The 25,618-nt window shown below is 33.7% G+C and carries 17 protein-coding genes; 15 read left to right on the top strand and 2 right to left on the bottom strand.

Annotation, left to right across the window (positions count from 1 at the left end):
* Positions 1-5: 5 nt before the first annotated feature.
* Positions 6-3,173, bottom strand: coding sequence for a SusC/RagA family TonB-linked outer membrane protein (locus BUA46_RS02460; protein WP_026009894.1), 3,168 nt, complete (start codon positions 3,171-3,173; stop codon positions 6-8).
* 339 nt (positions 3,174-3,512) lie between these two features.
* On the opposite strand from BUA46_RS02460, the gene BUA46_RS02455 reads away from it, so the two are divergent.
* From BUA46_RS02455 to BUA46_RS02410, 10 genes are all read left to right on the top strand, one after another.
* On the top strand, positions 3,513-4,586 hold the full coding sequence (locus tag BUA46_RS02455; RefSeq protein ID WP_019386150.1) for a LacI family DNA-binding transcriptional regulator: 1,074 nt from the start codon (positions 3,513-3,515) through the stop codon (positions 4,584-4,586).
* Between the two features lie 189 nt (positions 4,587-4,775).
* The gene (locus BUA46_RS02450; protein WP_019386152.1) at positions 4,776-6,137 is read left to right on the top strand and encodes an MFS transporter; all 1,362 of its coding nucleotides are present in this window, start codon (positions 4,776-4,778) and stop codon (positions 6,135-6,137) included.
* Positions 6,138-6,140: 3 nt separating this feature from the next.
* The gene (pgmB, locus tag BUA46_RS02445; RefSeq protein ID WP_019386153.1) at positions 6,141-6,806 is read left to right on the top strand and encodes a beta-phosphoglucomutase; all 666 of its coding nucleotides are present in this window, start codon (positions 6,141-6,143) and stop codon (positions 6,804-6,806) included.
* A gap of 2 nt (positions 6,807-6,808) precedes the next feature.
* Entirely contained in the window at positions 6,809-9,118 is a 2,310-nt protein-coding gene (locus tag BUA46_RS02440) for a glycoside hydrolase family 65 protein (RefSeq protein ID WP_019386154.1), read from the top strand.
* A 30-nt stretch (positions 9,119-9,148) separates the two neighbouring features.
* Positions 9,149-11,266, top strand: coding sequence for a glycoside hydrolase family 97 protein (locus tag BUA46_RS02435; protein WP_026009895.1), 2,118 nt, complete (start codon positions 9,149-9,151; stop codon positions 11,264-11,266).
* 8 nt (positions 11,267-11,274) lie between these two features.
* Positions 11,275-13,254 (top strand): glycoside hydrolase family 13 protein, encoded by a 1,980-nt coding sequence (locus BUA46_RS02430; protein ID WP_019386156.1) that lies wholly within the window; start codon positions 11,275-11,277, stop codon positions 13,252-13,254.
* A 45-nt stretch (positions 13,255-13,299) separates the two neighbouring features.
* Complete coding sequence (locus BUA46_RS02425) at positions 13,300-14,484, top strand: alpha/beta hydrolase (RefSeq protein WP_019386157.1); 1,185 nt, start codon at positions 13,300-13,302, stop codon at positions 14,482-14,484.
* Positions 14,484-16,364, top strand: coding sequence for an alpha-amylase family glycosyl hydrolase (locus tag BUA46_RS02420; protein WP_019386158.1), 1,881 nt, complete (start codon positions 14,484-14,486; stop codon positions 16,362-16,364). The genes BUA46_RS02425 and BUA46_RS02420 overlap by 1 nt, the downstream gene beginning before the upstream one ends.
* Positions 16,365-16,418: 54 nt before the next feature.
* Positions 16,419-18,071 carry an alpha-amylase family glycosyl hydrolase gene (locus BUA46_RS02415; RefSeq protein ID WP_019386159.1) on the top strand — a complete coding sequence of 551 codons (1,653 nt, stop codon included), beginning with the start codon at positions 16,419-16,421 and terminating at the stop codon, positions 18,069-18,071.
* Between the two features lie 99 nt (positions 18,072-18,170).
* Complete coding sequence (locus BUA46_RS02410) at positions 18,171-20,543, top strand: GAF domain-containing protein (RefSeq protein ID WP_019386160.1); 2,373 nt, start codon at positions 18,171-18,173, stop codon at positions 20,541-20,543.
* On the opposite strand, the gene BUA46_RS02405 is transcribed toward BUA46_RS02410, so the two are convergent.
* Positions 20,540-21,820 carry a Pycsar system effector family protein gene (locus tag BUA46_RS02405; RefSeq protein WP_019386161.1) on the bottom strand — a complete coding sequence of 427 codons (1,281 nt, stop codon included), beginning with the start codon at positions 21,818-21,820 and terminating at the stop codon, positions 20,540-20,542. The two genes, BUA46_RS02410 and BUA46_RS02405, sit on opposite strands and share 4 nt — an antisense overlap.
* A gap of 155 nt (positions 21,821-21,975) precedes the next feature.
* On the opposite strand from BUA46_RS02405, the gene msrB reads away from it, so the two are divergent.
* From msrB to BUA46_RS02380, 5 genes are read left to right on the top strand one after another with little or no spacing between them, the layout of a single operon-like run.
* Positions 21,976-22,437, top strand: a complete 462-nt coding sequence (msrB, locus tag BUA46_RS02400; protein ID WP_019386162.1) for a peptide-methionine (R)-S-oxide reductase MsrB — start codon at positions 21,976-21,978, stop codon at positions 22,435-22,437.
* Positions 22,427-22,966 carry a peptide-methionine (S)-S-oxide reductase MsrA gene (gene msrA / locus BUA46_RS02395; RefSeq protein ID WP_019386163.1) on the top strand — a complete coding sequence of 180 codons (540 nt, stop codon included), beginning with the start codon at positions 22,427-22,429 and terminating at the stop codon, positions 22,964-22,966. Before msrB ends, msrA begins: the two co-directional genes overlap by 11 nt.
* Positions 22,967-23,010: 44 nt before the next feature.
* Positions 23,011-23,499 carry a peroxiredoxin family protein gene (locus BUA46_RS02390; RefSeq protein ID WP_019386164.1) on the top strand — a complete coding sequence of 163 codons (489 nt, stop codon included), beginning with the start codon at positions 23,011-23,013 and terminating at the stop codon, positions 23,497-23,499.
* Between the two features lie 9 nt (positions 23,500-23,508).
* Positions 23,509-25,071 (top strand): protein adenylyltransferase SelO, encoded by a 1,563-nt coding sequence (locus tag BUA46_RS02385; RefSeq protein ID WP_019386165.1) that lies wholly within the window; start codon positions 23,509-23,511, stop codon positions 25,069-25,071.
* Position 25,072: 1 nt separating this feature from the next.
* Positions 25,073-25,612, top strand: coding sequence for a peptide-methionine (S)-S-oxide reductase (locus tag BUA46_RS02380; protein WP_019386166.1), 540 nt, complete (start codon positions 25,073-25,075; stop codon positions 25,610-25,612).
* Positions 25,613-25,618 lie beyond the last annotated feature (6 nt).

Genomic DNA, 25,618 nt, shown 5'->3' with positions numbered 1-25,618 from the left:
ATAGTTTAAAAATCAATATTTACACCAATGTTATATACAGTAGCTCTCGGGTAGAAGTTGTTATCAATTCCCGTAAAATTCTCTGGATCTTGCCCTGAATAATTTGTGATTAAGAAAGGATTGTTAACTGCACCGTATAATTTAACGTTTGCGTTTTTTACTAAATTAGTTAAAGTATGTCCAATTACAATGTTTTCACATCTTAAAAAGGACGCGCCTTCTAAGAAGTAATCAGAATACTGAACTGGATCTAGAATATCAGTAAACACTGGGTTTGCCGCTCCGCTATAGAAGTCTAATGAGTTCACGAAGAATGTACCATCTAATGATTTAGCATTATCTATGGCTCCATGTGTTAAACGTCTTGAGTTGTAAATTTCTCCATCTAATTGACCTCTAAAACTTGCACTGAAATCCCAGTTTTTGTAAGTCATATTAAATCCAAAACCGAAAGTCCAGTTTGGTTGAATGGCTCTGTAATATCTATCGGCCTCTGTAATTCTACCATCATCATTTAAGTCTACAAACGAACCTAAAACAGGATCGCCATCTGCATCATATACTTGTTTTAAAACCCATGCAGAACCAGCTTGTTCACCTAAAGCATGACGTAATAAAATATTACCTGTACCAATTGCTAATCCGCCATTTGGCGCATTGATTTGTTCTACACCTTTTAAGTCTGTAACCTCGGTGAAGTTATAGGATAGGTTTCCGTTAAATGAAAGATTAAAATCTGTAGTTCTAACTGGGTTAAGATTTAAGTTTAACTCGAAACCTTTACTTTCAGTAGAACCTACATTTTGAATAACTTGATCACTTAAGGCTTGCCCTGGAGGCACACCCGTCAATACTAATAAATCATTGGTGTCTCTTTTATAAATATCGAAAGAACCAGATATAAAACTGTTTTTGAAAAAGTCGAAATCAACACCTAAATTGTAAGTTGTTGTTTTTTCCCAAGTTAAATCAGGATTAAATTCTTTAGCGTTATAAAGATTAACACCAGAAAGATATTGACTGTTCTGTGATCCAATTTCAAACAATGGAATTGAAGGGTAGAAACCAACTTGACCAGAAATATCTTGCTGACCAGTTTCACCCCAACCTAAACGTACTTTAAAATCGTTTATGAAATCAACATCTTGTAAAAATGTTTCTTCTTTCGCTTTCCACGCTAAAGCAGCTGAAGGGAAATAACCCCAACGATTTTCTTCAGTAAAGAAAGACGAGCCATCAGCTCTGAACGAAGCAGTCACCAAGTACTTGTTGCCTAAATTAACGTTGGCTCTTGCAAAGAACGATTGTAAGTTTAGTTCGTTAAAAAATCTACTGTTAGGATTATTAGGGTTGATGTTTGGAACTCTATCTCCTGTGATGCCATCAAGATCTAAATCAAAATCTTCACCAGCTACACCATCAGCTGTTGCAATTGGGTCAGATTGAAATTCATCTTTATTACCATCGTTTTTAAAATTCTGATATGAGTAACCAGCTTGAACATCGAAATTGTTAATGAACAAATCTTCAAATTCTTTTCGATAAGCTAAATAATATTCAGCGGTTACGTTGGTAATGTGTTGTCTTTCAGCATAAGTTAAACCTGGTTGAAGAATATAAGTTCCATCTGCAAGTGGATTAGCTAAATCTGCACTAAAAATCTGTGTGTAGCTATTAACTGCATTGTCTAAATACTGCTCTTCAATTTCAGCTCTTGTGGCTTCTAAACCTAAATTAACAACAGCACGTAATTCTGGTAAAAAATGGAATTTATAGTCTAATTCTAAATTTCCTAAAATACGCTTTACTTTTTCAGGTCTTTGTCTTTGTAGCAATACCGCTAATGGGTTACTAGCTCCAGCTTTCGCATTTGGTGCATTTGTAAACGAAGACAATTGTAATTGCTGATAGTATCCACCAAACATAGAATTTGCATCATAAATAGGTTTTGTTGGGTCTGCAGAAATTGCACCACCTAAAGCACCACCTTCATCAACAGCATTCTTGTTAACCGATGTACCTTTCGCATTAAAATCTATTTTTAAATGGTCGTCTAAAAGTTTAGGCGTTAATCTAATAGATGCCGTAAATCTTTCGTAATCGTTTGTTTTAACAACACCTTCAGTTTCGTTGTAACCTACAGATGCTCTAAATGGTATTTTTTCAAATAAATTAGCTCTAACTCCAAAATTGTAATCTTGAGTTACGGCTGTTCTATAAATAGCATCTTGCCAATTGGTATTGTAAATAGCGCGATCGCCTGCAGGCGTGTTAAAAACTCTAAAAGGTTCGTCATTATCTACAGAGCCTAAAGGTACACCTATAGAACCGATATCATCTGGGAAATATTGATTAGCAAATCGTAAAAATTCGTTGCCATCAAACACGGGTATTTGATTGTTAGTACCAATTTCACTTATTGAGGTTCTAGCAGAAAAATTAAATTTAGCTTCACCAGAAGTTCCCTTTTTAGTAGTAATAATAAGTACACCATTAGAGGCACGAGAACCGTAAATAGCGGTTGCCGATGCATCTTTTAAAATACTGAAACTTTCAATATCATTCGGGTTAATTAAACTTAAAGGGTTGCCTACACCAGCAACACCACCGTTGTCTAACGGCACACCATCAATAACAATTAAAGGAGAGTTGTTTCCAGAAAGGGAAGATCCACCTCTAATTCTAATATTGGGTGCTGCATCAGGTTGTCCACCTGCACTAGTAATTCTAACACCAGCTGCTTTACCTTGAAGTAATTGATCTGGAGAAACTACTGCCCCTTGGTTAAAGTCTTTTGAAGAAATAACATCGACAGAGCCAGTTAAATCTTCTTTTCTAACGCTTCCATAACCAATAACTACAATTTCGTCTAATTGCGATGTGTCTTCAGTTAATTGGACATTTAATTGTAATTGTCCGGTGTAAGTTACTTCTAACGTTTGGTATCCTATATAGGAAAATACAATAACGTCGCCGTTATTTACTTCAATCCGGTAATTCCCATCAAAGTCTGTTGCAGAACCAGTATTGGTTCCTTTTATAACAACATTAACACCTGGGAGCGGTAAGGAAGTAGATTGTTCTGTTACTGTTCCTGATAATGATGTTTGTCCAAAAACATAGACGGGTGCCATTAACAGTATAAACAGCAAACTATGAATACTTGTTTTCATATAATTTGGTTTAAATTTTAGTTTGAATAATTCAGTTATATTTTCACTCCTCATGTCAAAAATATGTAAAGCGTTTGTAAAGATGTAAATTTGAATTACGAAATATTCTACGAAAACGATTTCGTGTTAACAACTTTATTGAGAAAATCGACATAAAATAAGAATACCACATTTTTAACAGCGTAAATTATTAAAAATCTTCTTCAATACATTAGAATAATTGTTATTTTAGACGAATGCTAATTAGTAGTTAATTGCGTTTTACGATTGACCCATTTATTTTTGATTATTTATCACAAATTACATCTTGCATACCTATTAAACTAAGGTTCAAAATCGATGAAAAGAAAAATAACATTAAAACAAATAGCAAAAGAATTAGATGTCTCTGTATCAACGGTTTCAAAGGCGTTGAGTAATAGCAAAGAAATTAGTGAAGACACTACTAAAAAAATACAAGCCTTCGCTAAGCTTTATAATTACAGACCCAACAATATTGCACTTAGTTTAAAGAACAGAAAAACAAAAACTATCGGAATTTTAATTCCAGAAATAGTTCATCACTTCTTTTCTACAGTAATTCGAGGTATAGAACGTGTAGCAAACAGACGTGGGTATAATGTAATTGTTGGATTATCAAATGAATCGTTTACAAAGGAAATTATAAACATGGAAATGCTTGCTAATGGCAGTATAGACGGGTTTATTTTATCTATTTCTAAAGAAACTTTGTTGAAACAAGATTACCATCATTTTCATGCAACCATAAACCAAGGTATGCCTATTGTTATGTTTGATAGAGTTGTGAATGAGGTAGATTGCGATAAGGTTATTGTAGATGATTTTAATGGTGCTGTAAAAGCTGTAAAAAAATTGATAGAAAACGATTGTAAAAACATAGCATTAATAACCACGATGGATTATGTGAGTGTTGGTCGATTAAGAACTCAAGGGTATTTAGAAGCGTTGCAAACCAGCGGAATAGAGCACAATTCAAATCTTATTTTAAAGATTGATGATAGTTTAGATGTTGAAAATCATTTAGAACTTTTAGAAGCAGAAATAGCTCAATTTTTTAAAACAAATCCGAACATAGATGGTGTATTTGCAGTGAATGAACTCTACGCGGTATCATCAATGAAAGTGGCAAGGAAACTAGGATTAAAAATACCTGACGATATGCAGGTTATAGGCTTTACAGACGGCGTGCTCTCTAAACATGCAACTCCTAGCTTAACCACTGTAAGTCAGCATGGTCAAAAAATAGGTGAGCAAGCTGCCAATTTATTGATAGATAGGTTGGAGGCTGAAGAAGCTGAACCCGAGCAATACTTTACAAATAATGAACAAAAAAAAGACTTTATAAAAGTGGTAATTGAAACCGAAATTATTGAAAGAGAATCAACTAAATAATTTCGTAGAATCTCAACACATGAATGTATGTATTAGGAAAAACAAAATTCTTTTTTATCTTTGATTCGAAATCAAAACTTATATTTTCACTTCTCATGAATAAGTTTTGATAAGTTGCATCCATATAGCTTAATAAATTATGAGGTGTGTTATTGCTTATCAAATAGTATCAATGTTAAATACTATTTAATGGAAAAGCGCAGATTAAGTTTCTGGCAAATCTGGAACATGAGTTTTGGGTTTCTAGGAATACAAATGGGGTTTGCACTCCAAAATGCCAATGCAAGTAGAATTCTTCAAATTTTTGGAGCCGATGTTCACGAACTATCATGGTTCTGGATAATAGCACCTTTAATGGGTTTAATTGTTCAGCCAATAGTTGGACACTACAGCGATAAAACTTGGGGGAAATTTGGTAGACGTAAACCTTATTTTTTGGTAGGGGCTATTCTAGCATCTTTTGGTTTAGTGCTCATGCCACAAGCAGATATTTTTATAGCATTTTTGCCAGCGCTTTGGGTTGGTGCCGGAATGCTAATGATTATGGATGCTTCTTTCAATATTGCCATGGAGCCATTCCGTGCATTGGTAGGAGATAATTTAAGAACGGATCAACGTACTTTAGGATTTAGTGTGCAAACTGCACTCATAGGTTTTGGAGCCGTTGTTGGGTCATGGTTGCCTTATGTATTAACCAATTGGTTTGGTATTTCAAACGAAACTATTGAAGGTACGGTGCCATTTAATTTAATCTTATCTTTTATTATTGGTGCCATTGTATTAATCGTTTCAATTTTAATTACTGTTTTTACAACTAAAGAATATACTCCACAAGAGTTAGTAAGTTTTGAAAAAGCACATTTGGAAGCAAATGATAAAATAGTTGAAACTGAAGATGTAAAATCAAGTTTGTTGGATATTTTTGAAGATTTTAAAAAAATGCCAACAACGATGCGCCAATTAAGTTGGGTGCAGTTTTTTTCTTGGTTTGGGCTGTTTGGTATGTGGGTGTTTGCTACACCAGCCATTGCGCAACATGTTTACGGTTTACCATATACCGATAGTAGCAGTTCTATGTACCAAAATGCAGGTGATTGGGTAGGCATTCTTTTTGGAGTGTATAATTTAATTTCTGCACTTTATGCCTTTGCTCTCCCTTACATAGCTAAAAAAATAGGTCGTAAAAAAACACATTCAGTATCGCTTATTATTGGAGGACTAGGATTATTATCCATCTACATTATGCCAGATAAAAATTGGCTTATCGTTTCAATGATAGGTGTTGGTATCGCATGGGCAAGTATTTTGGCAATGCCTTACGCAATTCTAGCTGGTTCAATTTCACCAAAAAAAATGGGTGTTTACATGGGGATTTTCAATTTCTTCATAGTAATACCTCAAATTATCAATGCCTTAATTGGCGGTCCACTTGTTAAATATGCTTATGACAATCATGCCATTTTCGCATTAATGATGAGTGGATTTAGTTTTTTAATTGCAGCATCTTTAGTGTATAAAGTTAAGGATGTTGATGACGTAATTCAATCATAAAAGATGAACAAAATAGGAGTTATATTCGATTTAGACGGTGTTATTGTAGATACCGCTAAATATCATTTTCTGGCTTGGAAACAACTTGCTAACCACTTAGGGTTCGAGTTTACAGAAGCACATAACGAACTTTTAAAAGGTGTTAGTCGTGTGCGTTCTCTAGAAATCCTTTTAGATATTGGTAAGGTTTCACTTTCCGAAGAAAAAAAACAAGAGTATCTAAAAAGTAAAAATGAACATTACTTAAAATACATAATGAAAATGGGGCCAGAAGAAATACTTCCTGGTGCTAATGCCCTTTTAGATAAATTAGATAACTTAGGCATAGAATATGTTTTGGGTTCTGCAAGTAAAAATGCGCCCTTAATTTTGAAACAAGTGAATCTGTTTGAAAGATTTTCTGGAATTGTTGATGGCAATAGTGTTACTAAAGCCAAACCAGACCCAGAAGTGTTTTTAATTGGTGCGCAAAAATTGAATTTAAAGCCCGAACAATGCGTGGTTTTTGAAGATGCTATTGCGGGTGTTGAAGCTGCAAATAAAGCCAATATGATATCCATTGGGATTGGAGATAAAAACACACTCCATGAAGCCGATTTTAATTTTAAAAGTTTAACTGAAATACCACATGATTTCTTCACTGCGGTAATTCCAGAAAAAATAATGTAAAAATGAACCAAGATTACATAATACCAAATAATTGGTCCATCATAGAAGAAGGATTTGATACAAGTCAGGTTAAATCCTCAGAAAGTTTGTTCAGTATTGGCAACGGTGCTATGGGTCAACGCGCAAATTTTGAAGAGAAATACTCTGGCGATACCTTTCAAGGGAGTTATATTGCTGGTGTTTATTATCCAGATAAAACCAGAGTGGGTTGGTGGAAAAATGGATATCCTGAATATTTTGCTAAAGTATTAAATGCGCCAAATTGGATAGGAATAAACGTTAGTATAAACGGAGAACCATTAGATTTAAACACCTGTAAAACGGTAGAAGGTTTTAAACGCGAGCTCAATATGAAAGAAGGCTGGTTGTCCAGACATTTCATCGCAACATTGCCAAATAATGTTCAAGTTGAGGTATCTGTTAAACGCTTTTTGAGTTTAGATTTAGATGAAGTTGGTGCTATTCATTATCAAGTTAAACCATTAAATACGGATGCTGAAATTGAATTTCAACCATATTTAGATTCTGGTATTACCAATGAAGATTCCAATTGGGACGATCAGTTTTGGGACACAACAAACATAAGTTTCGAAGACGATCAAGCCTTTATTGAATCGAAAACCATGAAAACCGATTTCCATACCTGTACATTTATGGAATCTATAGTTTTTAGTTCTGGAGACCCAATTTTTTCTGCACCACAGGTTAAAAAAGAATCTAATTACATTGCTTTAAGCTATGTTAACCAAATAAAAAAGGGTGAAACATATAGCATTCAGAAATTTGGTGGTTATACAGTAGATAGAAACCATGATAAGACTAAACTTGTTGATGCAGCAAAAGAGGTTTTAATAACCGCTATAACAAAAGGCTTCGATCAATTACTTGAAGATCAAAAACAAGCATGGGCGAATATCTGGGAAATGGCAGATATAACTATAGAAGGCGATACCAAAGCGCAACAAGGCATTCGCTTTAATATCTTCCAATTAAATCAAACTTATTTAGGGAAAGATTCTAGATTAAATATAGGGCCAAAAGGATTTACTGGCGAAAAATACGGCGGAAGTACCTATTGGGATACCGAAGCGTATTGTATTCCGTTTTATATGGCTACTAAAGATCAAAATGTGGCGCGTGCACTTCTGGAATATCGCTACAATCATTTAGAGAAAGCTATTGAAAATGCTGAAAAATTAGGCTTTAAAAATGGTGCTGCTTTATATCCAATGGTAACTATGAACGGTGAAGAGTGCCATAACGAATGGGAAATTACTTTTGAGGAAATTCATAGAAACGGTGCTATTGCATTTGCTATTTACAATTACCATCGTTACACAGGCGATTATAGTTATATTCCAGAAAAGGGGCTTGAAGTATTAATTGCCATTGCTCGTTTTTGGCATCAGCGTGCTAACTTTTCTACTGATAAAAACAAGTATGTCATTTTAGGCGTTACAGGACCAAATGAATATGAAAATAATATAAATAATAACTGGTATACAAACTATCTTGCAAAATGGTGCATCAATTATGCTATTGAAAATATAAATAAAGTAGCTGCAGAATACGCCACAGATTATACCAAAATCATGAACAAAATAAAATTATCTGAGGCTGAAATTAAAGAATGGAAGGCTGTTGCAGATAATATGTACTTTCCTTATTCAGAAAAACATCAAGTCTATTTACAGCAAGATGGTTTTTTAGATAAAGAACTAATAACTGTAGCAAACTTACCAAAATCAGAAAGACCAATAAATCAAAAATGGAGTTGGGATAGAATTTTGCGTTCACCTTATATTAAACAGGCCGATGTTTTGCAAGGTTTCTACTTTTTTGAAGATCGATTTACGGAAGAAGAATTGGAACAACATTTCGATTTTTACGAACCGTTTACTGTGCATGAAAGTTCGTTGTCGCCTTGTGTTCATAGTATACAAGCTGCAAAATTGAATAGAATGGATCAAGCTTATACATTCTATTTACGTACATCGCGATTAGATTTAGACGATTATAACCACGAAGTACATGAAGGATTACATATTACCTCAATGGCAGGAACTTGGATGAGTATTGTTGAAGGATTCGGAGGCATGCGAATTATAGATAACAAACTTTCGTTTACACCAAAAATCCCAAAACAATGGGAAGCGTATTCCTTCAAAATAAATTTCAGAAACCAGATTATAAAAATAAATGTATCTCAACAGCAATTAAATTTTGAATTGCTCACAGGCAACGATTTAGAAATTTTGGTTAACAACAAACCAGTTGTATTGAAAAATAAAATTTTGAAGTCGGTTAGTTAATATAGAACCACTTAATAAAAAAAATAAAGAATGAAATTTCTGAATATTTTAAGTCTCTCAATCTTATTGTCAATTTTCAATTTTGTAAATGCTCAAGAGCTGAAATCACCCAATGGTGAGATTACAATGAATTTTTATTTAGAAGATGGAGGCGTACCAACGTATCAGTTATCTTATAAAAATCAAGAAGTTATAAAGCCGAGTCATTTAGGATTGGAGATGAAAGATGATGAAAAATCATTGTTAGATGATTTCGAAATTCTTAAGACTGAAAATTCAACCTTTAATGAAATTTGGACTCCAGTTTGGGGCGAAGAAAAGGAAATACAAAATGAGTATCATGAATTAGCCGTAAGTCTAAAACAAAACCAAACCAATCGTACTATTATCATTCGTTTTAGATTGTTTAATGAAGGCTTAGGCTTTCGTTACGAATTTCCTTCACAGGAAAATTTGGTGTATTTCGTTATAAAGGAAGAGCGGTCACAATTTGCAATGACTGGCGATCATACGGCTTTTTGGATTCCAGGTGATTATGATAGTCAGGAATATGATTATACAAAATCAAAACTTTCAGAAATAAGGTCAAAATTTGATAATGCAGTAACTGGAAACGCTTCACAAATACAATTTTCTAAAACTGGTGTACAAACGGCATTAATGATGAAAACCGAAAATGGATTATACATCAATTTACACGAAGCCGCTTTAATTGATTATGCATGTATGCACCTCAATTTAGATGACGAAAGCATGGTTTTTGAATCGTGGTTAACACCAGATGCACGTGGCGATAAAGGCTACATGCAAGCGCCTTGTAGTTCACCATGGAGAACTATTATGGTAAGTGATGATGCTCGAGATATTTTAGCTTCCAGAATAACATTAAATCTAAACGAACCTTGTGAAATAGAGGATACTTCTTGGATAAAACCTGTAAAATATATTGGTGTTTGGTGGGAAATGATTACCGGTAAAAGTTCTTGGGCTTATACTAATGATTTGCCTTCGGTACAATTAGGTGTTACCGATTATTCAAAAGTAAAACCAAACGATAATCACGCTGCTAATAATGCGAATGTAAAACGCTATATCGATTTTGCTTCAGAGCATGGTTTTGATGGTGTTTTAGTTGAAGGCTGGAATGAAGGTTGGGAAGATTGGTTCGGAAAATCTAAAGATTACGTATTCGATTTTGTAACACCTTATCCGGATTTTGATGTTGAAGAGATTCACCATTATGCCAAAAGTAAAGGAGTAAAAATGATAATGCATCACGAAACATCAGGTTCAGTTAGAAATTACGAGCGCCATTTGGATAAAGCTTATCAATTCATGAAAGACCATGAATACAACGCTGTAAAAAGCGGATATGTTGGTAATATTTTGCCTCGAGGTGAATATCATTACAGCCAATGGATTGTAAATCACTATCAATATGCTCTTGAAAAAGCGGTTGAATACGAAGTTATGATTAATGCTCATGAGGCTGTACGACCTACAGGTATTTGTAGAACATATCCTAATTTAATAGGTAATGAATCGGCTAGAGGAACCGAGTTTCAAGCCTTCGGCGGTTCAAAACCTAATCATGTTACTGTTTTACCGTTTACAAGATTAATAGGAGGCCCTATGGATTATACGCCTGGGATTTTCGAGATGGATATTTCAAAATTAAATCCAAACAATAACTCGCATGTCAATAGTACACTGGCAAATCAATTGGCATTGTATGTTACTATGTACAGCCCGTTACAAATGGCAGCAGATTTACCTGAACATTACGAGCAGTTTATGGATGCCTTTCAGTTTATAAAAGATGTTGCCATTGATTGGAACAAAAGCGCGTATTTAGAGGCTGAACCAGGAGATTATGTAACCATTGCACGTCAAGAAAAAGGAAGCACCAATTGGTTTGTTGGTAATGTAAACGGAACAAATGGAAGAACGTCAACTTTTAATCTAGATTTTCTTGAAAAAGGCAAAAAATATACAGCTACTATTTATGCCGATGCAAAAAATGCCCATTATAAAACAAACCCGCAAGCTTATACGATTTCATCAAAAAAAGTAAATTACAAATCAAAATTATCAATTTGGTCTGCACCAGGTGGTGGATTTGCAATAAGTATTAAAGAAATTAAATAAAGCGATTTATGAAAACTTACGCCATTGAAAAAAACATTTTAAAACACTTGGGTTTTATGATGATTCTAATTGTATTTGCAGTAAATTTATCTTGTAAAAATAACAATGAAATGGATGCAGATGCGCAACAATATTCTACTTCAATAACTGACAGACGAGATATTGCCAGAGTAGAGCCTTTAAATTGGTGGGTTGGATTTAAAAATCCAAAGTTGCAACTCCTAGTTCAACATCCTGATATTTCAGAAAGAACAGTAGAAATTAATTATCAAGGCGTCTCAATTGATAAAGTTCATAAAGCTGATAGTCCGAATTATCTGTTTATTGATTTAGATATTTCCGAAGACACACATGCAGGTAAATTCAACATCATTTTTAAAAAGGAAGATGATCAGGATTTATTGTATACTTTCGAATTAAAACCACGACAAAAACCATCAGAAGACTACGTAGGTTTTAATAGTAGTGATGCTATTTATTTAATTACACCAGATCGTTTTTCAAATGGTAATCCAGATAACGATATTGTAGAATCTCTTAACGAAAAAACCATTGATAGAAATGATAATTACGCTAGGCATGGTGGAGATATTCAAGGCATTACAAAGCATTTAGATTATATAGAAGATTTAGGTTTCACTGCTATATGGCCTTGTCCGTTGCTTACCAACGATATGCCTCAGGGATCGTATCATGGATATGCCATGACTAATTTTTATGAAATAGACCCGCGTTATGGAAAATTAGAAGAATATTTGGAATTGTCTGATTCTATGTCTAAAAAAGGCATGAAATTAATAATGGATCAAGTAGCGAATCATTGCGGTTTAGAGCATTGGTGGATGAAAGATTTACCTTTTAAAGATTGGATAAATCATCAAGCACATTTTGAAAAGAATGCCCATAATTCAGATGGCTATAGAAGCATTACTACTAATCATCGTAGAACTACCAATCAGGATATTTATGCATCAAACATTGATAAAAAAAGCATGACTGAAGGTTGGTTTGTTTCTGCTATGCCAGACTTAAACCAACGCAATCCATTTATGGCTCAATACACGATTCAAAATAGCATTTGGTGGATAGAAACTGCTAATTTAGGAGGGATTCGTCAAGATACATATCCGTATCCAGACAAAAACTTCATGAGTCGTTGGGCAGGTGAAATAATGAATGAGTATCCTAATTTCAGTATTGTTGGCGAAGAATGGACAAGTAATCCACTACTCATTGCCTATTGGCAACAAGGAAATCCTAATAAAGACGGTTATAATTCCAATCTTAAATCACCAATGGATTTTGCGATGCAAGAAAAAGTGGTTAAAGGGCTTTCTGAAGAAGAAGATTGGGGTTCTGGTTTAATTGAAATCTATAGAGCATTGGCTAATGATTTTGCTTATGTAAAACCTCAGGATCTTATGGTTTTTCCAGATAATCATGACATGAGCAGGATTTATACTCAATTAAAAGGTGATATTACTAATACAAAAATGGCGTTAAGTTATATTTTAACCTTACCACGTATTCCGCAGATTTATTACGGCACCGAAATTTTAATGAATGATTTTGATAAACCTGGAGACCATGGATTAATTCGTACAGATTTCCCAGGAGGTTGGGATGGAGACGAAGTTAATGCATTTACTGGGGAAGGGCTCACCGAAGATCAAAAAGACATGCAATCCTACTTGAAAAAGGTTCTAAATTATAGAAAAACGAGTCAAGCCATTCACCAAGGAAAAACCATTCATTTTGCACCAGAAGATGGAGTTTATGTTTTGTTTAGAATTCACGAAGATGAGACCGTCATTCATATTATAAATAAAAATGACAAACCTTTTGAATTAGATTTAACTAGATTTGCAGAAATTGGATTAAAAGGAAAGGCTGTTACAAATATTATATCAAATCATCAATTTTTTTGGGGTGATAATATTACTTTAGAAGATAAAGGAAGCGTGATTTTAACCACGAAACTAAATTAAATAGGTTTTTATAATTTAGAGCAATTTTAGTAATCTTTGTATCAAATGAAAAATCAGTTTTTCATATTCTTTTTAGTTTTAATTCAATTCTCCTGTGCTACAACACAAGCACAAACTGAAAATACTATTTTAGCAGATAAGGTTGTAACTTTCATTGTAAAAGATTTGCCCAAAAATCACAATTTTAAAGATGAAGTTTTTATTTCGGGTGATTTTGAAGGGTGGACGGGTGGTCAAGAACTATTCAAATTAAAAAAAGTTAAGAACACCTACCTTATAAACATACCAAAGGATAAGGAAACCATAAGTTATAAATTCACAAAAGGAAACTGGGGTAATGTAGAGTGTAAATTAGATGGAAACCCTATTGATAACCGCATTTATTCGTTTAATAATACTAAGGACACAGTTTTAGTAAGTATCTTGAATTGGAATGATGGACAGCCACAAAACAAACCATCAACTGCCTCTGAAAATGTTCATATTTTTTCAGAAGAATTTTTCATTCCTCAATTAAATAGAAAGCGAAAAATAAGTGTGTATTTGCCGCCCAATTATGAAACTACCAAATCTCATTACCCCGTACTTTATATTCAAGATGGGCAAAATGTATACGATGTTTCTACCTCTTATAGTGGTGAATGGGAGGTTGATGAAACTTTAAACACATTGCATCAAGAAACAGGTTTTGGTCTCATTGTAGTTGCTATTAATCATGGTAATGAAAAACGAATAAATGAATATTCGGCATGGGACAATGTTAAATATGGAAAAGGCGAAGGGGAACAGTATTTAGACTTTATAATTAACACATTAAAGCCTGAAATTGATAAGGCTTTTCGAACCAAATCGGATGCTGAACATACCGCTATTATGGGTTCGTCTTTAGGAGGCTTATTTTCGTTTTATGCTACTATGTCGAAACCAGAGATATTTGGAAAAGCAGGTGTTTTTTCTCCTTCTTTTTGGTTCGCGAATGAAAGTTTTGAATTCACAAAATCGCGTGCTAATTTAAAAGAGAACCGCATGTATTTTTTAACAGGTGGAAAAGAGAGTGATAATATGGTGGAAAATGCTCGAAACATGGTTTCGCTCATGAAAGAAAATGGGTTTAACAGTGAAAATATTCATGAAAAAACAGTTGCCAATGGAATTCACAGTGAGTCGTTTTGGAAATCTGAGTTTAAAGAAGCCATAACCTGGTTATTTAATTTGAATAACAATAAATAATGAAATCAATAAAAAATATAGTTTTAGTAATAATGATAATGGGATTAAGCTGCGAAAATAGTAAGAAAGCGGATCAAGAAATGCAAGGAAATGAAGATGTAACTTTAAAGAAGAAGTACGTTGTATATCAAGTTTTTACACGTTTGTTTGGTAATACAAATACCACTAATAAACCTTGGGGAACCATTAAAGAAAATGGCATAGGTAAATTCAATGATTTTACAGAGAAAGCTTTAAAAGAAATTAAAGATTTGGGTGTAAGTCATATTTGGTATACTGGTGTTCCTCACCACGCTGTTATAAACGATTATTCAAAATTTGGTATCTCAAACGACGACCCAGATGTTGTAAAAGGACGTGCAGGATCTCCCTATGCGGTAAAAGATTATTACAATGTAAATCCAGATTTGGCAGAAAATGTTGAAAATAGGTTGGAAGAATTTCAAGCCTTGATTGAACGAACTCATCAAGCTAGCTTGAAGGTGATTATTGATATTGTGCCCAATCATGTAGCACGAAATTATATAAGTTTATCAAAACCAAAAGGAGTTAAAGATTTCGGAGAAGAAGATGACAATTCGGTGGTTTATCATGTAAACAATAACTTCTATTACAATCCTAACGAAAGTTTTAAAGTACCAATATGGAAACATGGTTACTCACCTTTAGGAGATGAAAAACATCCATTAGAAGATGGTAAATTCTTAGAAAAACCCTCTAAATGGACAGGAAATGGGTCCAGAAAGTCTCAGCCCGATATGAACGATTGGTATGAAACGGTAAAGGTAAATTACGGAATTACTCCTGACGGTCAAAAAGATTTTGATGAGCTTCCAGCAGGCTTTGAAAATGAAGATTATAAAAAGCATTTCGAATTTTGGCAAGATAAAGTAGTTCCTAATTCATGGATTAAGTTTAGAGATATTGCTTTGTATTGGATAGAAAAAGGTGTGGATGGGTTTCGTTACGATATGGCAGAAATGGTTCCAGTTGAATTTTGGAGTTTTATGAACTCAGCTATAAAAATGAAAAACCCCGATGCTTTTCTATTGGCCGAAGTTTACAATCCTACATTGTATAGAGATTATATAAAAAAGGGAAAAATGGATTATCTGTATGATAAAGTACAGTTGTATGATACCATAAAAAGCATCATGCAGGGTAAAGGCAAAACCAAGCACATCCCTCCAATTTTAGATGATTTAAAAGATATAGAACACCATATGCTTCATTTTCTTGAGAATCATGACGAACAACGTATTGCAAGTCCGGATTTTGCAGGAAATGCTAGAAAAGGCAAGCCTGCTATGGTTGTTTCTGCAACATCAACAACGGCTCCTACAATGATTTATTTCGGACAGGAAGTAGGCGAAGATGGATCAGAACATGCAGGATTTGGATCACCAACCAGAACGTCAATATTTGATTATATTGGTGTTCCCGCGCATCAGCGTTGGTTAAATAATAAACAATTTGATGGTGGTCAACTGACTTCAGATGAAAATGAATTAAGAGATTTTTATAAGCGGCTGTTAAACTTCACCTTAAACAGTTCTGCTCTAACAGGATATTATCAAGACATACACATACATAACATTCAAAATACCGAATGGTATAATAACAAAGTGCTGTCTTTTGTACGTTGGAGTCATAATGAAAAATTAATAATTATTTCAAATTTTAATGCAAAAAACACGTACGGATTTGAGTTAAGTATTCCTCAAAATATTATAGAGAAATGGGATTTAAAAAATGGTGATTATACTGTTGTTGATCAATTATATAAAAGCTATACTTCGAAATTAAAAGTTAGCGGTAATAAAGCAGAAGTTAGGGTGGATATTAAACCATTGGAGTCGTTTATTTTGAAATTGAATTAATAAATAAGTCTAACTTATTTTTAAACCCTTAAAGTTGTAAAAAATAGAAACATCATGAAGTATTATTTAATCCTCTTTGCTTTTTTAGTTTTTTTTAATTGCGATAACAAAAAAACAGTAGCCCAAGAAAAACCTGAAGCGCCTTTTGTATGGGAAGGTGCCAATATCTATTTTTTACTTACCGATAGGTTTAATAATGGCGACACCTCTAACGATGTTAATTTTGATAGATCACTGGAAACAGGAAAACTTCGTGGATTTAAAGGTGGCGATATTAAAGGTGTTACACAAAAAATAAACGAGGACTATTTTTCCGATTTAGGAATAAATGCTATTTGGATGACTCCGATTGTGGAGCAAATTCATGGTGGAACAGATGAAGGCACTGGTTTAAGTTATGGGTTTCACGGTTATTGGGCTAGCGATTGGACCACCTTAGATCCTAATTTTGGAACCAAAGCAGACTTGCACGAATTGATTGAAGCTGCACACAAAAAAGGCATTCGTGTTTTATTAGATGCGGTTATAAATCACACAGGGCCAGTAACAGTAAAAGACCCTGTATGGCCATCAAGCTGGGTTAGAACAGAACCGCAGTGCGATTATCAATCTTACGAGAATACTATTACTTGTACTTTGGTTAAAAACTTACCAGATATTAAAACAGAAAGTAACGAGCCAGTAGAATTGCCAGAACAACTTGTAGAAAAGTGGAAAACAGAAGGCAGATATGATAAGGAGGTTGAAGAGTTAAATGCTTTTTTTGAACGAACAGGACACCCAAGAGCTCCGAGATTTTACATTATGAAATGGCTTACCGATTACATAACAGAATTTGGGATTGATGGTTATCGAGTGGATACCGTAAAACATGTTGAAGAATATGTTTGGCAAGAATTTAAAGATGAATGTGATTATGCCTTTGAAAAGTTTAAACAGAATAATCCAGATAAAGTCCTTGATAATAATAACTTTTATTTAGTTGGTGAAGTTTATAATTATGGAATTTCGGCAACAAAAGCGTTTGATTTTGGCGATAAAAAAGTCAACTATTTTGACGATGCTTTTAACGGTTTAATCAATTTTGAGTTAAAATGGAATGCGTCTCAACTTTCAACTGAGTCTATGTTTAAAAAATATTCTGATATTTTAAATTCAGAATTAAAAGGCTATAGCGTTTTGAATTATTTAAGTTCTCATGACGACGGACAGCCTTTTGATGCAAACAGAGAAAAGCCATTTGAAACTGCAACGAAATTATTGTTATGTCCTGGTGCTTCTCAGGTGTATTATGGTGATGAATCTGCACGCTCCTTGGTTGTAGAAGGCACTGTTGGAGATGCTACTTTGCGTTCTTTCATGAATTGGGAGGCTATTGATAATAATCCGGAAACACAACACATATTATTACATTGGCAAAAACTAGGGAAGTTTAGGGCGAACCATCCTGCCATTGGAGCTGGTATGCACCAAATGATTACGGAAGAACCCTATGTTTTTTATAGAAGCTTTTCAAAAGATAAATTTAATGACTTAGTGGTTGTAGGTTTAGATTTACCTTTAGGCCAAAAGGTTATTAATGTTTCTAGAATATTCAATGATGGAGATATGTTGCTAGATAACTATTCTAATAAGTCTCAGAAAGTAAAGGATGGCAAAATTATTATAGATTCAAAATTCAATATTGTTCTTCTGGAAAAGCTATAAAATGATACGTTATTGGAGTAACAAAAATGCTGTTAGGTAGTCTCTTAGATATCGACTAAGTCATTAATTTGTAACTTTGTATTATAAGCATGTTATTCAATGGATATCAACGACAATATTAATTCGCCTTTTAAATTAAAAATTAGTTTTAGTAAGTTGCTAGAGCACTATGAAACTTTGGCTAAAAGCAAAGACGAAATTGTAGTTGCTAATGCTTCTCGCATTTTAAAAATTGCTAAAAACCACCCAGAGTTACGTGAGGGTTTTAGCGATTTATCTATGCTGAAAAGTAAAGAAAACGAAATTAAAGCTGTCTTGCGCGATACTTTTAATCCTATTTTAACTAATAACGAGATTAAAACAGCATCAGTACCTCTTCATAATTTGGTATTTAATGCTTCAGAACGTTTTAAGAATATAATAAAAACGGCAGGGAAAGATTTTGAACTTCAAATAAAAAACATGCCAGAAGATGATACCTACATTTTTGCATGTGCTATTATTTTAAATTTCTGTTACGGTTACGATTTAAATTTTAAAAGACCCTTTTATTACGAAATTCCGGATGCAAATGGAGTCATCCGTTATTATAAAATTCTTTATAATGCAGACTTTTGCGAAATCACTCCCACTGAAAATGCAAAAAAAATTACTGAAGCAGATTACAATGAATTGTTGGATAATTTTGAAAACATAGCGCTTTGGAAAGAGAAATTTCCACCTAACAGTTATACATTTAAAGGCTTCGTAATATCTAATATGTTTGATGTTACCGACGATCAATCCATTTCCAATATAAAATCAAGTCTTATTGGTGAAGAAAAGCGAAAAGACGAAAGCTTTATGAATGAGTTTCATAAAATCTTTTCTTCATTATTAGGAATTAAAAACATTAAAGTTGGTTTTTCAATTTATGACGAAGAAACGGATACGTTTCAGCATGTTCATGGCGTGGGAATGAATAGTTATTTACTCGGAGATTTAGAAAGTAACAGTTGTTTTGATGCTTTGTGTAGTTGGTCTTATAACAGATTATTAAAAGAAAATAAATACTTTTCGGTGTCAGATGTTGATGCCATGTATAAAAAATCCAAAGGACGTGCACCTCATATCTTAAGTTTATACAATCAACAGATTAAAAGTGCCATTTTTGCACCCATTGCTAATGACGATGGTTTAATGGGTATTTTAGAAATTGTATCCGATAAACCAAGGGTTTTAAACAGTATTAATGCCAACAAACTGGTTGATGTGATGCCATTCATCGTTTCAGCGGTAGAACGTTCTAAAAATGAAGAAGAAAATTTAATTGAGGCCATTATTCAGCAAGAATGCACCTCTATTCACCCTAGTGTGAAATGGCGATTTATAATGGAAGCCAGAAACTTCATTAAAGATGAACTTAACGGTCTAGAACCAAATTTTAAAAAGATAGCTTTTGATAATATTTATCCTCTTTATGGGCAAATGGATATTAAAGGATCTTCAGAAGCGAGAAATACGGCTACGCAACAAGATTTATCTTTACAACTCAAAGCTGTAAAAGATATTATTGAAGGTGTTCTAAAAGAAGAACCGCTTCCTATTTACGAGCAGTATATTTATCAAATTAATAATTACCTGGAAGGTATAAAATCGAATTTTCAGGTAGATAGTGAGCAGCAAATCTCGTCATTTTTAAAAGATGACATAGAACCCGTTTTAGAGCATTTGCAAGTCAATGATAAATGGAAAGAACAAATACATCAATATCGCGAAAGTATAGATGATAGCTTGAATGTGCTTTATAAACATAGAAAGGCTTATGATGAAACCATCGCAAAAATAAATTCTGAAATGGCTTTCTTGTTAGATAAAAAGCAAGAAGAAGCACAAGCTATGTATTCACATTATTTTGAACGTTTTAAAACTGATGGCGTGGAGCATAATATGTACATTGGTGAATCTATTACAAGGGAAGATAGCTTCAATCCTATTTACCTGTATAATTTGCGTTTATGGCAATTGCAAGTGATGTGCGAAATGGAAAATAATTATTACCAGATGAAATCTGATTTTCCAGTAGCTCTTGATGTGGCCTCTATGATTTTAGTGTTTAGTCAGCCATTATCCATTAGTTTTAGAATGGACGAAAAACAATTTGATGTTGATGGAACTTACAATGCACGATACGAAATCGTAAAGAAGCGTGTAGATAAAGCCTTTATTAAAGGGACTAATGAGCGTGTTACCCAAAAAGGTAAAATAAGTATTGTATACTCGCAAAAACAAGACGAAATAGAATACCTAAGATATATTAAATTCTTGCAGTCTAAACACTATTTAGATGACGATGTTGAAATTGTTGAGCTTCAAGATTTACAAGCAGTAACAGGCTTAAAAGCCATTCGTGTAAGTGTACTTTATCATAAAAATGAAGATGATAAAGCATTTTATACCTACCAAGATTTAATGAAAGAAATAGAATCTTAAGAGATTACAAAATCATGTTCCTTACTAGTTTGTTCAATGTTATTTTGAATGCTGGAATTAGGGAGAGCTTCATCAGGTAAAACATCCTCCAATTTAGCACCATTTATTTTTAAAGCAACTCCAAATGAAATTACAGAAACAATCATACCTATCATAAAAATAGTGTAAGTAACTCTAAGAATTCTATACTTGCGCTCCAACACTTTTCCTAAAAAATATAAATCTTTTGTTAAAGAGGTATAAACGTAGTTTTTGTCTTTTAAAAGCTCACTTACAGCCCACTCATATTCTTTTAGTTCCATTTTATGGAAGTTACCAAAAAAGGTGAGATTCACGTCTTTGTTGGCAACATCTTCTTTTGTAAACTCGCCTCTTGTAATATTTGGTCTGGTAGCAATAATGGATAAAACCATTGAGATAACACAGGACAAGGTAAAAATGGCTGTTGGGTATACCAAATAAGCATTGGTATCTAGTTTAGAAATTAAATTTGCTAATACAAGAGAAATAATAATGGCATTAACCGAGAGTAAAATATTAGCTTTTGTATCTGCAATATCACTAAGTTTAATATGGTTCCTCAAAGCTACCCTATAAAAAGTTTGAATACCTCGTTCTGGGCTTTCATTTTTATACTGTGCTTTGTATTTGGCTTTAAGCTCTTCGGTGTTGAGTTTGCTTTTTCTTTTCTTTTTAGATTTCATGAGTTTCGAAAGGTTTTTTTCCTTTCGTGGTTGCCAGTTTTTTAAAGCATAATCTGTATAAAACTCATGTTGTTTAGTTAGTACTTTTATATTTTCATTTAGCCATTCAGAAGGCGAATAAGTTGCAATACCTTGCACTTCTAATTCTTTTCTTAAAAACTCACTAGCTTCTGCAAAATATTTCTTTCCAAAATGTGAGGCATCGGCATCCCTTATAATTTTGCCAAGTTCTGTTTTAGGCGAATCTTTAAACTTTGTTGCCATAATGCATTCGCTTACAGCCTCAATAACTTTATCGTCTGCTTCTTGTTCTTTTAAAAATTTTGTTGCAATTTTTACACTTTCCTCTTCGTGGTTTTCTCTTGATTTGGTATAGCCAGTATCATGTAAAAGCGCTGTTAATTCAAGAATTTCTGCGTCTTTTTTATTGATTTTTGTATTTTCTGTAATTTCTCTTACGCTTCGCAACACACGATCGGTGTGCGTATAGTTGTGATATATAAAAGTTTGATCTAATTCGTTTTTAAACAAATCGAACACAAATTTCTCAGCATTTTCTACCAATTTCGACATATAATCTTTTTTATTTTGAATTCACAAATTACGAAATTTAATAAAAGTATAGTAATATTTAGCATTCTATTAAGTCGTAAGGTAAATACAAAAATATCGACTACCTTTATCTTGAAAAGCAGATAATAATTAATAAAAAAAGAAAGGATCCTATTATGCTAACTTGGAAAGAAGTTATCAACTTTTCCGTAAAAGGAAATCCAACTCCAGACCAACGTGTCGAGAAAACTGAATCCGAATGGAAGTCTCAATTAACTCCAGAACAATTTAGAATTACAAGACTAAAAGGAACAGAACGCCCCCATAGTGGTGCACTTTGCAGTATTCATGAAGCTGGAAAATACAATTGTGTGTGTTGTAACACGCCATTATTCGATTCTACAATAAAGTTTGAATCGGGAACAGGATGGCCTAGTTTCACACAACCTATTAAAGAGAATGCTATTAAATATGAGCGCGATACTGCTTTTGGGATGGTACGTGTTGAGGTGATGTGTAATACTTGTGATGCGCATTTAGGACATGTTTTTCCTGATGGACCCAAGCCAAGTGGTTTGCGATATTGTATCAATTCGGAATCTATGAAATTAGAACAGGAGTTTTCAAATGAGCAATAAAATTTTAAAAATGGCCACGGTTGGAGGTGGTTGCTTCTGGTGTACAGAAGCCGTATTTCAAGAAATTAAAGGTGTAGAAAAAGTAGTGTCTGGTTACTCTGGTGGTACTGTGCCAGGGCATCCTACCTATCGTGAAATTTGTTCTGGATTAACAGGTCATGCTGAGGTGGTGCAAATTACTTTTGATCCCAATGTAATTTCTTATGAAGAAATTCTGGTTATTTTCATGACGACCCACGATCCTACAACATTAAATAGACAAGGGGCAGATAGAGGTACGCAATACCGTTCGGTAATTTTTTATCATGACAACACTCAAAAAGTAATAGCCGAAAATGTAGTTAAAGAAGTTGCCAAATATTATGAAGATGCTATTGTTACAGAAATAGCACCTTTAGATGTTTTCTATGAAGCGGAAAAGGAACATCAAGATTATTACAGGAATAATCAAAACCAGGGTTATTGCAGTTTTGTTATCACGCCCAAATTGGCGAAACTTAGAAAGTTACATGCAGATAAATTGAAATAACCAATAAGTGTTTCAAAAAACAATTAAAAGAAAGGGACAATAATATGTCTAATCAAGTAGAGGATAAACAAGTGTTTAAAGCACCAGAATTTGGAGTTAAAGAATGGATTGATGCTCATGGATTTACAACGCCAGCTATAAAGCTTTCGGATTTCAGAGGAAAATTTAAGGTGGTATATTGTTTTCAAAGTTGGTGCCCTGGTTGTCATAAAAAGGGATTTCCAGATTTACAAAAAATGGTGAAGACTCTAAAAGGCAATGAAAATGTCGCTTTTTTAGCGATTCAAACGGTTTTTGAAGGGCATGAAGAAAATACTTTCGATAAAATTATAGAAACTCAAAAACAATATGATTTAAAAGTACCTTTCGGACATGACGCTGGAGATGATGGTAAATCCATTTCTAATGTCATGAAAAACTATCAAACAGGCGGAACCCCTTGGTTTTTGTTTATAGATAAGCACGATAATGTGGTTTTTAGTGATTTTCATTTGAATCCAGATGCAGCTATCGAAGTGCTTAAAACTGTTTAAAACACTACAATGAAATTAAACATAAAAGATAAATTCAATAAAATTTTACCTGCAGATCCTGTTCTGGAAAACTCAAGAAGACAGGTTGCAAATGCCTGTTTTTCATATGTAAATCCAAAACAGACTTCCAAACCGCAATTGATGCACGTGTCTCCAGAAATGTTGAAAAATTTGGGGATATCAGAAAAAGATGCTAAAAGTACAGACTTCTTAAACATTTTTACAGGCAATAAAGTTTTACAAAACACGAAACCTTATGCCATGTGCTATGGCGGACATCAATTCGGAAATTGGGCAGGACAATTAGGTGATGGTCGCGCCATAAATTTATGTGAAGTTGAACATGACTCTAAGAACTGGCAGTTACAATTAAAAGGTGCTGGCGAAACGCCATATTCAAGGACCGCTGATGGTTTAGCGGTATTACGTTCATCGATTAGAGAGTATTTGTGTAGCGAAGCTATGTTTCATTTGGGAGTGCCAACTACCAGAGCTTTGTCTTTAGCGCTTTCAGGGGATAATGTTATGAGAGATATCATGTACGATGGCAATCCAGCCTACGAAAAAGGTGCCATTGTATGTAGGGCAGCTGAATCTTTTTTGCGTTTTGGAAGTTATGAAATATTTGCGTCGAGACAGGATGAAGCAACGCTTAGGACATTAGTTGATTATACCATAAAACAGCATTTTTCGCATTTAGGTAAACCTTCAAAAGGCACTTATATTCAGTTTTTCAAGGAAGTCTCAGAACGTACTTTAAAAATGATAATTCATTGGCAACGGGTTGGTTTTGTTCATGGGGTTATGAACACAGATAATATGTCAATCTTAGGTTTAACTATAGATTACGGACCTTATGGTTGGTTAGAAGGCTACGATTATGGTTGGACACCAAATACTACTGATAGGCAGCACAAGCGCTACCGTTATGGCAATCAACCCAATATTGGTTTATGGAACTTATTGCAATTAGCAAATGCACTTTATCCATTGATTGATGAAGCTGAACCCTTAGAGGCCATTCTTAATCAATATAAAACCGATTTTGAATCGGGTTCCCTTAGCATGATGCGTTCTAAACTAGGATTGCAAAATGAGCATGAGAATGATCAAAAAATGATTCAAGACCTTGAAGATATTTTGCACTTAACGGAAACGGATATGACCATTTTCTTTAGAAATTTAAGTCGTTTTAAAAAGGAAAATCCTTCAGAGGGCATAAAAATAATTAGGGATGCTTTTTACAAACCCGATGAAATTGTTGGAAACATTGAAACGCGTTGGGACGATTGGTTTAATCGGTATGCCGAAAGATTGCAGCTAGAATCACTTTCAAATTATGAAAGACAAAAAGAAATGAATGATGTTAATCCAAAATATGTGTTACGAAATTATATGGCACAATTGGCTATTGATTCAGCTGATAAAGCTGAATATGGCTTAATAGATGAACTATTTCAAATACTAAAAAAACCCTATGATGAGCAACCAGAATATGAAAAATGGTTTGCTAAACGTCCTGAATGGGCGCGTCATAAAGTTGGTTGTTCCATGCTATCTTGTAGTTCTTAAGATGAAATATGCTCAAAAAATAGCGTTTGGTGGTGGTTGTCATTGGTGTACAGAAGCAGTGTTTCAATCACTCAAAGGGGTTTTAAAGGTCGAACAAGGATTTGTAGCTTCAACTAAAAAAAATAGCAGCTTTTCAGAAGCTGTTATTGTGCATTTTGAAGATTCTAAAATAGCGCTTAAAACCCTTATTGAAATTCATTTGCATACACATAAAAGCACCTCAAATCACTCCATGAGAAGCAAATACAGGTCTGCTATTTATACCTTTTCAGAAGTGCAAAATAAAAAAGTACAATCTGAATTGGAATTATTTCAGTTTCAATTTCAACATCAATTAATTACTCAAGTTTTACCATTTAATGAGTTTAAAGCTTCTCGAAAACAAATTCAAAATTATTACTATAACAATCCTAAAAAACCGTTTTGCGAAAGGTTTATCAATCCGAAGTTAGAATTATTACTTAATAAGTTTTCCGATTTTGCAGATCAAAACAAATTAAAACATATACAAGAGTCGCGATTGGTTAATTATTCAGAATAATAGCAA

It is taken from the genome of Algibacter luteus (assembly GCF_900141715.1).
Lineage (GTDB): Bacteria > Bacteroidota > Bacteroidia > Flavobacteriales > Flavobacteriaceae > Arenitalea > Arenitalea lutea.
This window is presented reverse-complemented; position numbering and strand designations above follow the sequence as displayed.

What these genes read in the sequence shown, in the direction of transcription:
- BUA46_RS02435 (WP_026009895.1), top strand. Translation starts at nt 9,149, where the DNA reads ATGAAATTTCTGAATATTTTAAGTCTCTCAATCTTATTGTCAATTTTC.
- pgmB (WP_019386153.1), top strand. Translation starts at nt 6,141, where the DNA reads ATGAACAAAATAGGAGTTATATTCGATTTAGACGGTGTTATTGTAGAT.
- BUA46_RS02420 (WP_019386158.1), top strand. Translation starts at nt 14,484, where the DNA reads ATGAAATCAATAAAAAATATAGTTTTAGTAATAATGATAATGGGATTA.
- msrA (WP_019386163.1), top strand. Translation starts at nt 22,427, where the DNA reads ATGAGCAATAAAATTTTAAAAATGGCCACGGTTGGAGGTGGTTGCTTC.
- BUA46_RS02385 (WP_019386165.1), top strand. Translation starts at nt 23,509, where the DNA reads ATGAAATTAAACATAAAAGATAAATTCAATAAAATTTTACCTGCAGAT.
- BUA46_RS02415 (WP_019386159.1), top strand. Translation starts at nt 16,419, where the DNA reads ATGAAGTATTATTTAATCCTCTTTGCTTTTTTAGTTTTTTTTAATTGC.
- BUA46_RS02410 (WP_019386160.1), top strand. Translation starts at nt 18,171, where the DNA reads ATGGATATCAACGACAATATTAATTCGCCTTTTAAATTAAAAATTAGT.
- msrB (WP_019386162.1), top strand. Translation starts at nt 21,976, where the DNA reads ATGCTAACTTGGAAAGAAGTTATCAACTTTTCCGTAAAAGGAAATCCA.
- BUA46_RS02455 (WP_019386150.1), top strand. Translation starts at nt 3,513, where the DNA reads ATGAAAAGAAAAATAACATTAAAACAAATAGCAAAAGAATTAGATGTC.
- BUA46_RS02390 (WP_019386164.1), top strand. Translation starts at nt 23,011, where the DNA reads ATGTCTAATCAAGTAGAGGATAAACAAGTGTTTAAAGCACCAGAATTT.
- BUA46_RS02380 (WP_019386166.1), top strand. Translation starts at nt 25,073, where the DNA reads ATGAAATATGCTCAAAAAATAGCGTTTGGTGGTGGTTGTCATTGGTGT.
- BUA46_RS02425 (WP_019386157.1), top strand. Translation starts at nt 13,300, where the DNA reads ATGAAAAATCAGTTTTTCATATTCTTTTTAGTTTTAATTCAATTCTCC.
- BUA46_RS02430 (WP_019386156.1), top strand. Translation starts at nt 11,275, where the DNA reads ATGAAAACTTACGCCATTGAAAAAAACATTTTAAAACACTTGGGTTTT.
- BUA46_RS02460 (WP_026009894.1), bottom strand. Translation starts at nt 3,173, where the DNA reads ATGAAAACAAGTATTCATAGTTTGCTGTTTATACTGTTAATGGCACCC.
- BUA46_RS02440 (WP_019386154.1), top strand. Translation starts at nt 6,809, where the DNA reads ATGAACCAAGATTACATAATACCAAATAATTGGTCCATCATAGAAGAA.
- BUA46_RS02405 (WP_019386161.1), bottom strand. Translation starts at nt 21,820, where the DNA reads ATGTCGAAATTGGTAGAAAATGCTGAGAAATTTGTGTTCGATTTGTTT.
- BUA46_RS02450 (WP_019386152.1), top strand. Translation starts at nt 4,776, where the DNA reads ATGGAAAAGCGCAGATTAAGTTTCTGGCAAATCTGGAACATGAGTTTT.